The organism is Globicatella sp. HMSC072A10, assembly GCF_001811625.1.
Lineage (GTDB): Bacteria > Bacillota > Bacilli > Lactobacillales > Aerococcaceae > Globicatella > Globicatella sanguinis.
The window spans coordinates 1334-10911 of record NZ_KV805692.1 but is presented as its reverse complement, the minus strand read 5'-3'; the positions used below and the strand labels follow the sequence as shown (position 1 = coordinate 10911).

Here is a 9578-nt window from a genome sequence, read left to right as displayed (position 1 = left end):
TTATTTTTCTAGCTTAATTTTACTATCCAAGATTCTTCAAAAAGATGTTAGGATATCATACATATACGACAAAAGAATAAACAAAAAAGAGAGCTTCTGATACAATAAAGTTAGGACACAACATTGTAAAGGGAGCTCTCTATGAAATCAATTATAACAGAAGAAATGCGATATAGAAAGAACGCCGTGAAATATGCGGTAAAATGCGGAAACTATGCCCAAGCAGCCCGTCGTTATCATACCTCTCGCCAACAAATCTCAAGATGGGTTGCGCGTTATGATGGGAGTTGGGAGAGTCTTCGAGCGAAAAGTAGACGCCCTCTCACTCATCCTAATCAACATACAGCTGAGGAACTTCAGTTAGTCCGAACAAAGTATCAACGATACGGTCACGAAGGCTTGGCTCAAGTGTATGTTGAATGCCTGAAGCAAGGTTATCATCGACATTATACAACGATGTGTAAGATAATCCGTAAACAAGGATGGCATAAAAACACGGAAGAAACAGTCAAACGGTATCCCAAATCAAAATGGAAACCGATAGAGGTGAGTTATCCCGGGGAGAAAGTACAGATTGATATTAAGTATGTACCAAGAGAATGCTTAAAGTTTGATACACGAGGGATTAGATATTATCAGATAACGGCAATCGATGAGTATTCACGAAAGCGATACTGTAAGACTGTAGACGAGAAAAGTGTGACGCATACAGCGTATTTTTTACTCGAGTTAGAAGCAGGATTAGGGTTCAAGATCGACTGTATTCAAACGGATAATGGGAAAGAATTTACGAATGGTGATGATCCGAGTGCACCCAAGACCATTTTCGAAAGTATTTTAGCATCAAAAGGCATTAAGTATCTGAAGACACGTCCGTATAGTCCGTGGCAGAATGGTCAAGTAGAACGAAGTCATCGAATGGATACGGAACATTTTTATCAAAAGCGGGAATTTAGAAGTGTGGAAGAGTTAGTTAAAGCGCATCAACGTTATTATCGACGTCAGAATAACGTCGTTACGAAGACACTTGGGTTTAAGAGTCCAAACCAAGTGGTAGAAGAATATCAGAAAGTCGCTTAATCATAGCGAGCCATTATACCAAGTTCATTTAGCCTGTCAAGGAAAAGGATGTCCTTGACAGGCTAAAAGAACTTGATGGCTATTCGCTATCCTGATTAAGCAACTCTTTATAAGCGATTGTCACAAATGTTTGACTTCTGTACACATCACAAATTATTCATTTACATAAACTCTTGACAATAATCGTTTACTAGTGTAAACTGTATTTAACATTAATGTTTACATGCGTAAACGAAAGAAGGGGAGAATATGAGTACTATAGCTGTAGACCTTCATATCACAGATGCTGAATGGGAGGTTATGCGTGTAGTCTGGGCGAATGATCGAGGGACTAGTAAAGAAGTCATCTCCATATTGAAAGAAAAAATGGACTGGAAACAAGCCACTATCAAAACGCTCTTAGGTCGACTGGTTGAAAAAGGCGTACTAAATACAGAGAAAGAAGGAAGAAAATTTATTTATACTGCCAATATTGAAGAGAAAGAAGCCATAGGAATTTATACAGACGATATTTTCAACCGTATTTGTCGAAAGAATGTCGGGAAGGTAGTAGGGAGTATCATTGAAGATCATGTCTTAAGCTTCGATGATATCCAAAGGCTAGAAGAAATATTAGAAATGAAAAAAGCTTTCGCAGTAGAAGAAGTTGATTGTCAGTGTGCAGAAGGGCAATGCGATTGCCATTTACATCATCATGGAGAATAAGGAGTGAAAAAATTGGAGAATAAATCATTTGCCATAGAAGGTATGACCTGTGCATCTTGTGCGCAGACAGTAGAAAAAGCAGCAAAAAAGGTTCGTGGGGTCACACAGGCTTCCGTAAACCTAGCAACAGAAAAGTTAAGTATAGAGTACGATGAACCAACTTTTTCGGTAGAAAATCTACAAAAAGCAGTGGATAATTTAGGGTATGAAATGGTCACCCAGGAAGTAACGACGCAAACCTTTGCAATTGAAGGGATGACCTGTGCATCCTGTGCACAGACAATTGAAAAAGCTGTCGGAAAGTTGTCGGGCGTAGATAAAGCTTCAGTCAATTTAGCGACAGAAAAAATGCAAGTTTCTTATAATCCGTCAGTAATTTCAGTATCTGATGTGACTGGTGCTGTATCCAATAGTGGTTATGCAGCCGTATTAGAGACTACGGATACTCAAGATCATTCACGAGCAGAGAAGCGTGAGAAAAAAGAAAAAAGAATGAAGCAACTTTCAAATCGTTTTGGGATATCCATTATATTTACAATCCCTTTACTAATTATATCCATGGGTCCAATGGTAGGTATGCCTCTACCAAATATTGTTGACCCAACGATAAATGCATTTAATTTTTCTCTTTTACAACTTATTCTGACTTTGCCGATAATGGTAGTGAGCTGGGAATATTTCCAGAAGGGATTCAAAACCTTATTTAAAGGTCACCCGAATATGGATTCCTTGATTGCGCTTGGTACGGCGGCTGCATTTGTTTACAGTCTCGCTGCGACAAGCGCAACAGGCCTGGGTTACGGTAATTTTTCAGATTTACTTTATTATGAAGTAACTGGCGTTATTTTGACACTCCATACTTTAGGGCTATTTTTAGAAGAGCGATCAAAGGGTCAAATGTCCTCAGCTATTGAAAAATTAGTTAACTTGGCTCCTAAAACAGCTCGAGTGATACGTAATGGTGTGGAACAAGAGATTACTGTGGACGAAGTCGCTTTAGGAGATGTTATTCGAGTTCGTCCGGGAGAAAGTATGCCTGTAGATGGTGTTGTTGTTGAGGGACGCACTTCAGTCGATGAATCAATGCTGACAGGAGAAAGTATCCCCGTGGAAAAGGAAAGTGGAGACAAGGTTATTGGGGCTAGTATCAATAAAAATGGTTCCATTGATTACCGCGCGACTCGAGTGGGAAGTGATACAACTCTATCTCAAATCATAAAATTAGTAGAAGATGCTCAAGGGTCTAAAGCACCCATTGCTCGAATGGCCGATATCATTACCAGATATTTCGTACCGATTGTTATAGCATTAGCCGTTTTAGCAGGGATTGCTTGGTTAATTGCAGGTCAATCTGGAATATTTACTTTATCCGTTATCATAACAACCCTTGTCATTGCTTGTCCATGTGCCTTAGGTTTGGCGACTCCAACAAGTATTATGGTTGGAACCGGAAAAGGGGCAGAACATGGTGTCTTGATAAAAAGTGGTGAGGCGTTAGAAACCACTCATAATTTAGACACGATTGTATTTGATAAAACAGGGACACTGACAGAAGGTAAACCTATCGTGACGGATATTTTGGTAACTCCTCTTATTACTAAAGAAAATCTTTTATATTATGCAGCTTCCGGCGAAACAGGTTCTGAACACCCATTAGGTGAAGCCATCGTACAGAAATCAAAAGAAGAGAACATGACATTAGCTAAACCAGATCATTTTGAAGCGATTCCTGGACACGGGATTCGAATTGAAATTGAGGGCAAAGATATGTACATTGGAAACCGTAAACTGATGCTAGAGCAAAAGATTGATTTATCAAGCATGGAAAAAGAATCCGATCGTTTAGCAGACGAAGGAAAAACACCGATGTATCTCTCTGTTGATGGAGAACTAGCTGGAATTATCGCAGTAGCTGACACACTCAAGGAAAATAGTATGAAGGCTGTTAAAGAACTTAGAAGACACGGTGTTGAAGTAATCATGATTACTGGAGATAACAAACGTACAGCCAAAGCGATTGCTAAGCAAGTGGGTATAGACCGTGTATTAAGTGAAGTATTACCTGAAGATAAAGCAGAGGAAGTCAAAAAACTACAAGAGGCAGGCAAGAAGGTAGCGATGGTTGGAGACGGCATTAACGATGCACCCGCATTAGCTCAAGCAGATATCGGTATTGCAGTTGGATCAGGTACAGACGTGGCGATTGAATCGGCTGATATTGTCCTGATGCGTAATGATTTAACCGCTGTATTGACTGCGATTGATTTAAGTCATGCAACACTACGAAACATTAAACAAAACTTGTTCTGGGCTTTTGCTTACAACCTTGTAGGTATTCCAGTTGCGATGGGTCTCTTGTATATTTTTGGCGGACCATTGATGAGTCCAATGTTTGCGGCAGTCGCCATGAGTTTCAGCTCTGTATCGGTCTTGCTCAATGCTTTACGGTTAAGACGATTCAAACCAGCAGTTGTTTAGAAAACACGTAGCTTATCTGGGATTTAAACTTCTTCCTATTCTATATAATAGGAGAAGATAAAAAAAGGGGAATAAAATAATGAAAAAAGAAGTCTTATTAGATGGCGTAAAATGTGCAGGTTGTGCGAACACGGTACAAGAAAGATTTTCAGCTATTGAAGGGGTTGAATCTGTAGAGGTTGATTTAGCGACTAAAAAAGCAGTACTTGAAAGTAAAACAGAGATTGATACCGAAACGCTCAATGCTGCTTTAGCAGAAACTAACTATTCAGTATTAAGTGTATAAAGTACGAATACCATTTATTCATAGATAGTAGATAGAGATAAAGTATAGAACCCTTTTCATGAGAATTATATGCAGTATTAGATGAGAAAGTTCTAAAACTTTAAAATCAGTCTCTAATATAATGAGGAGGAATTAAAAATGAGAAATAACAAAAAACATTCGTCACATAGTCATCATAATCACGGCGACATGGATCACTCAAAACACGACCATAATGAAATGGAACATAGTCAGATGGATCACAGCAAGATGAAACATAGTCAGATGGATCACAGCAAGATGAATCATAGTGCGATGGATCACAGTGAAATGGATCATGGCGCAATGGGAGGGCATGCCCACCACCATCACGGTAGCTTTAAGGAGATTTTCTTGAAGTCACTCCCATTAGGAATTGCAATCTTACTCATTACTCCTATGATGGATATTCAGTTGCCTTTCCAAATTATCTTTCCTTATGCAGACGTTGTAGCAGCTGTATTGGCAACAATTCTATACATTTATGGCGGAAAACCATTCTACATGGGTGCGAAAGATGAGTTTAATTCAAAAGCTCCAGGCATGATGTCCCTGATTACTTTGGGAATAACGGTTTCTTATGCCTATAGTGTTTACGCAGTGGCCGCTCGATATGTAACTGGAGAACATGTCATGGACTTCTTCTTTGAGTTTGCAACGTTAATTTTAATCATGTTATTAGGACACTGGATTGAAATGAAGGCATTGGGTGAAGCAGGGGACGCACAAAAAGCATTGGCTGAGTTGGTGCCGAAAGATGCTCATGTTGTTTTAGAAGACGATTCGATTGAGACTCGTCCAGTTGCTGACTTGCAAGTAGGTGATTTGATTCGTGTTCAAGCCGGAGAAAATGTTCCAGCAGATGGAACGATCCAGCGTGGCGAATCACGTGTAAACGAAGCGCTTGTGACTGGGGAATCGAAACCAATTGAAAAAAAACCCGGAGATGAGGTCATCGGTGGATCAACCAATGGTGACGGAGTCCTCTATGTGGAAATAAAGCAGACGGGCGATAAGTCCTTCATTTCTCAGGTTCAAACATTAATCAGTCAAGCTCAAGGCCAATCTTCTCGAGCAGAAAATCTTGCACAAAAAGTTGCAGGATGGCTCTTTTATATTGCGGTTATTGTAGCTCTTATTGCCCTTGTCATATGGATGGTTATAACTGATGTACCAACGGCAGTTATTTTTACAGTCACCACATTAGTTATTGCTTGTCCGCATGCCCTGGGTCTGGCTATTCCATTGGTGACTGCTCGTAGTACCAGCTTAGGGGCCAGTCGGGGATTATTAGTGAAAGACCGGGACGCTTTGGAGTTGACTACAAACGCAGATGTTATGGTTTTAGATAAAACTGGAACTTTAACAACTGGTGAGTTTAAAGTATTAGATGTTGAACTCTTTAATGATAAATATACGAAAGATGAAATCGTTGCCTTATTGTCAGGTATCGAAGGTGGATCTAGTCACCCTATCGCTCAGTCAATTATTAGTTACGCAGAACAGCAAGGGATACGTCCAGTAAGTTTTGATTCGATTGATGTTATTTCTGGCGCTGGTGTAGAAGGTCAAGCTAACGGACATCGTTATCAATTAATCAGTCAAAAAGCATATGGACGTAATCTGGATATGGATATTCCAAAAGGAGCAACCCTCAGTGTCTTAGTAGAAAACGACGAAGCAATCGGTGCTGTAGCTTTAGGGGATGAATTAAAACCGACAAGTAAAGACTTAATACAAGCCCTTAAAAAGAACAAGATTCAGCCGATTATGGCAACGGGTGACAATGAAAAAGCGGCTCAAGGAGCTGCAGAAATTTTAGGTATTGATTATCTAGCTAATCAATCTCCTCAAGATAAATATGAATTAGTTGAAAAACTTAAAGCAGAAGGAAAGAAAGTTATCATGGTCGGTGACGGGGTCAACGATGCACCTTCTCTTGCATTAGCAGACGTTGGTATAGCTGTTGGTGCCGGAACTCAAGTAGCATTGGATTCAGCCGATGTCATCTTGACACAGTCAGACCCTGGTGACATTGAATCCTTTATCGAGTTGGCTCAGAAGACCACACGTAAGATGAAAGAAAATCTTGTTTGGGGAGCAGGGTATAACTTTATCGCAATCCCAATAGCTGCAGGAATACTAGCACCAATTGGCATAACATTAACTCCAGCAGTCGGTGCCGTCTTGATGTCACTTTCGACTGTAATTGTTGCTATCAATGCTATGACATTGAAATTAGAGCCAAAATAAACAATTATTTGGCACATGAAATAATTGAATGACCTTATCGTGTAAAGATATAATAGTTTCACAAGAAAGGAAGAGATAGAATAATTTAAAAGATCATCTCTTCCTTTTTTAGTTTATAAGGAGGAAAAATTATGAGGCTGGTCCTTTTAGGGTTACCCGGTGCTGGGAAAGGCACTCAAGATAAAAGAATCGCAGAGGAGTACCACCTGACGGCTATTCAATTGGTGAAATGTTACGAGAAGCAACCAAGGAGAAAGATACATTCGGACTCAGAGTGCAAGAATATATGAATAAAAGAGAGCTAGTTCCAGATGAGTGGATAAACTCATTGGTTAAGAGTCGCTTACAAGCAAAAGATGTTGAAAATGGCTTTGTTCTGGATGGTTACCCACGTACCCTACAGCAAGCAAACATGCTCGAAGCTTACCTACAAAGTCAGAATCGGAATTTAGACGCCGTTCTCTTTTTAGATGTAAGTCAGGATACGTTAAGGCATCGGTTAGCGAAATGAGGAGCTCTTCGTTTAAAAGTAAAACAAGGGAATGCCCAAAACGAAGCAAAACGGGGAGAAATTCGATTAGATGACAAACCAGAAGTGATCGAAAATAGGCTACGCATTAACGAGGGATTAATCGAATCGCTCATTCACTTCTATAAAGAACTAAATTTGCTCCACGTGATCAATGGTGAAGGAACTCCTGACAATGTGTTTGACAATATAAATGAGAGTTTATTGCCTATAAACAAATAACTATATAATTTTAACTAAAAATATATGATTTAAAATCAATTAACTAATGTAAGCTATGAAGGGGATTGAATAATGAATGTTCTATTTAGCGTAATCGATCCAGTTGCGATTTCATTTGGGCCGATAGAAATTTATTGGTACGGAATTATTATTGCCTTAGCCATGCTGTTAGGTATTTCATTAGCAACAAAGGAAGCTCAAAAAATGGGACTAGAAGAAGACACTATGACAGATATGGCATTATGGGCCATACCAATTGGTTTTATTGGGGCTCGGCTTTACTATGTTTTATTCAAGTGGGAGTATTATCTCCAAAACCCTAATGAAATCATCGCCATCTGGAATGGCGGTATTGCCATTTATGGGGGGCTAATTGCGGGTGGTCTCGCAGTGTACTGGTTTGCAAGAAGAAAGAAAATGACGCTAACTCTTTTACTAGACATACTGGCACCTAGTGTCCTCCTAGCTCAATCGATTGGTCGCTGGGGAAATTTCATCAATCAAGAGGCACATGGCGGTCCAGTCACCCGACAATTTTTAGAAAACTTGTACTTACCGGAATTCATCATTAACCAAATGAATATCAACGGAACCTATTACCATCCCACTTTTCTTTATGAGTCTTTATGGAGTTTAGTTGGTTTCGCCTTGTTGCTCCTTTTGCGGAACAAGAATCAATTCCTTCGCCAAGGAGAAGTGGCGCTCAGCTATGTCATTTGGTATTCAGCAGGAAGGTTTTTTATTGAAGGCATGCGGACAGACAGCTTATGGATAGGCGATTTCTTACGAGTTTCACAAGGCTTGTCCCTCGTTTTGTTCGTAGCAGCACTGGGTGTTTTGATGTATCGCAGGTACTATACCTTTCCGCCAGTACCCTATTATAAGGATGAGCCCAAACTGTTATAAAAGTTAAGATAAGATTACCCAATTTGTTGCACGTAACTTTCTTTAGTTATGAACCACAAATCAGGTAATCTTTTTTGATATAATTGTCTATTTAGGAGTGATAATTATGTCAGAAAAAGCAAGTATAACCATCACTTCACTTCATGATTTATTCATGTTAAGTGAATGGTATCGGAAAGGAGAAATAACATTGAATCTGTCAAAGATTGCACGTGAATTAAACTGTGATCGCAAAACCATCAAAAGAAGACTCGAAGGGGTTACACCTAAAACAACACGGAATCGGAGAAAGTATCTCGATGATTTTAAACCTCTGCTGCTTTCTTATCTTCAAGAGTCACATCGTCACTTTAGTTATATCGATCTTTTGTTTTATTTTATGCGAAGGGAATATCAAATTACCTGTTCTCGTTCCACATTTTATCGCTATATCGTCAATGACATCGAACTCTGTCAATCATTCAAACAAAATAATGGAACAACCTTTACACAACGCTTTGAAACGAAACCGGGTCAACAGGCGCAGTTTGATTTAAAAGAAAAAGTTAAATTAGTAACCAAAGGAGGTGAGAAGATCACCGCTTATATTCCGACTCTAACCTTGTCATGGTCACGTTATAATGTGCGTCGCCTGATATTAAATCCGACAACAGATAACTTAATCTCATTTTTAGCAGAAGCGTTTGAAGAAATTGAGGGAGTTCCGAATGAGTTAGTGATTGATAATTTGAAAGCTTTTGTTGAAAAGCCAAGGTCAAGCTCTGAGGATAACGCGGTACTGACGTCACGTTTTTCAGAATTTTGTAAAGATTATGACATTGATGTCTTTGCTTGTATGCCGTATCGACCACAAACGAAAGGGAAAACTGAAACTCAAAATAAATGGGTGGAACAACTCTATAACTATAATGGTACGTTTGGAGGATTATGGGAAATGCATCATCGACTCAAGCAACTCAATGACGAAGATAATATGGCCGCTTCTCAAGCGACTCAACTCCCACGTCAATTTTTATTGGAAAAAGAAAAAGGTGATTTAGCGCCGCTGCCATCCCCAGCAGTTAGACACCCTTATCACCTTCATCTTAAAAAAGTTCATGT

8 protein-coding genes are annotated in these 9578 nt (G+C 39.4%); all 8 read left to right on the top strand.

Annotated features, from left to right (window positions below; genetic code table 11):
* The first annotated feature begins 141 nt into the window (after nt 1-141).
* Nucleotides 142-1080, top strand: a complete 939-nt coding sequence (locus HMPREF2811_RS04150) for a DDE-type integrase/transposase/recombinase (protein ID WP_071408229.1) — start codon at nt 142-144, stop codon at nt 1078-1080.
* 249 nt (nt 1081-1329) lie between these two features.
* Nucleotides 1330-1785: a CopY/TcrY family copper transport repressor gene (locus tag HMPREF2811_RS04145; RefSeq protein ID WP_071408228.1), complete on the top strand. Its 456-nt coding sequence runs from the start codon at nt 1330-1332 to the stop codon at nt 1783-1785.
* Between the two features lie 12 nt (nt 1786-1797).
* On the top strand, nt 1798-4263 hold the full coding sequence (locus HMPREF2811_RS04140) for a heavy metal translocating P-type ATPase (RefSeq protein ID WP_084801936.1): 2466 nt from the start codon (nt 1798-1800) through the stop codon (nt 4261-4263).
* Nucleotides 4264-4342: 79 nt separating this feature from the next.
* The gene (gene tcrZ, locus HMPREF2811_RS04135; RefSeq protein WP_071408227.1) at nt 4343-4549 is read left to right on the top strand and encodes a copper chaperone TcrZ; all 207 of its coding nucleotides are present in this window, start codon (nt 4343-4345) and stop codon (nt 4547-4549) included.
* A gap of 138 nt (nt 4550-4687) precedes the next feature.
* The gene (gene tcrB / locus HMPREF2811_RS04130; protein ID WP_071408226.1) at nt 4688-6820 is read left to right on the top strand and encodes a copper-translocating P-type ATPase TcrB; all 2133 of its coding nucleotides are present in this window, start codon (nt 4688-4690) and stop codon (nt 6818-6820) included.
* 229 nt (nt 6821-7049) lie between these two features.
* Complete coding sequence (locus HMPREF2811_RS11740) at nt 7050-7331, top strand: adenylate kinase family protein (protein ID WP_246829808.1); 282 nt, start codon at nt 7050-7052, stop codon at nt 7329-7331.
* Between the two features lie 312 nt (nt 7332-7643).
* A complete protein-coding gene (lgt, locus tag HMPREF2811_RS04120; protein ID WP_071408225.1) occupies nt 7644-8477 on the top strand; it encodes a prolipoprotein diacylglyceryl transferase in 834 nt (277 codons plus the stop codon).
* Nucleotides 8478-8583: 106 nt separating this feature from the next.
* The coding region (istA, locus tag HMPREF2811_RS04115) for an IS21 family transposase (protein ID WP_071408224.1) at nt 8584-9578 on the top strand (995 nt) is incomplete at its 3' end.

Coding starts and splice junctions, on each gene's coding strand:
- lgt (WP_071408225.1), top strand. CDS start 7,644: ATGAATGTTCTATTTAGCGTAATCGATCCAGTTGCGATTTCATTTGGG.
- HMPREF2811_RS04145 (WP_071408228.1), top strand. CDS start 1,330: ATGAGTACTATAGCTGTAGACCTTCATATCACAGATGCTGAATGGGAG.
- tcrB (WP_071408226.1), top strand. CDS start 4,688: ATGAGAAATAACAAAAAACATTCGTCACATAGTCATCATAATCACGGC.
- HMPREF2811_RS04150 (WP_071408229.1), top strand. CDS start 142: ATGAAATCAATTATAACAGAAGAAATGCGATATAGAAAGAACGCCGTG.
- tcrZ (WP_071408227.1), top strand. CDS start 4,343: ATGAAAAAAGAAGTCTTATTAGATGGCGTAAAATGTGCAGGTTGTGCG.
- HMPREF2811_RS11740 (WP_246829808.1), top strand. CDS start 7,050: ATGTTACGAGAAGCAACCAAGGAGAAAGATACATTCGGACTCAGAGTG.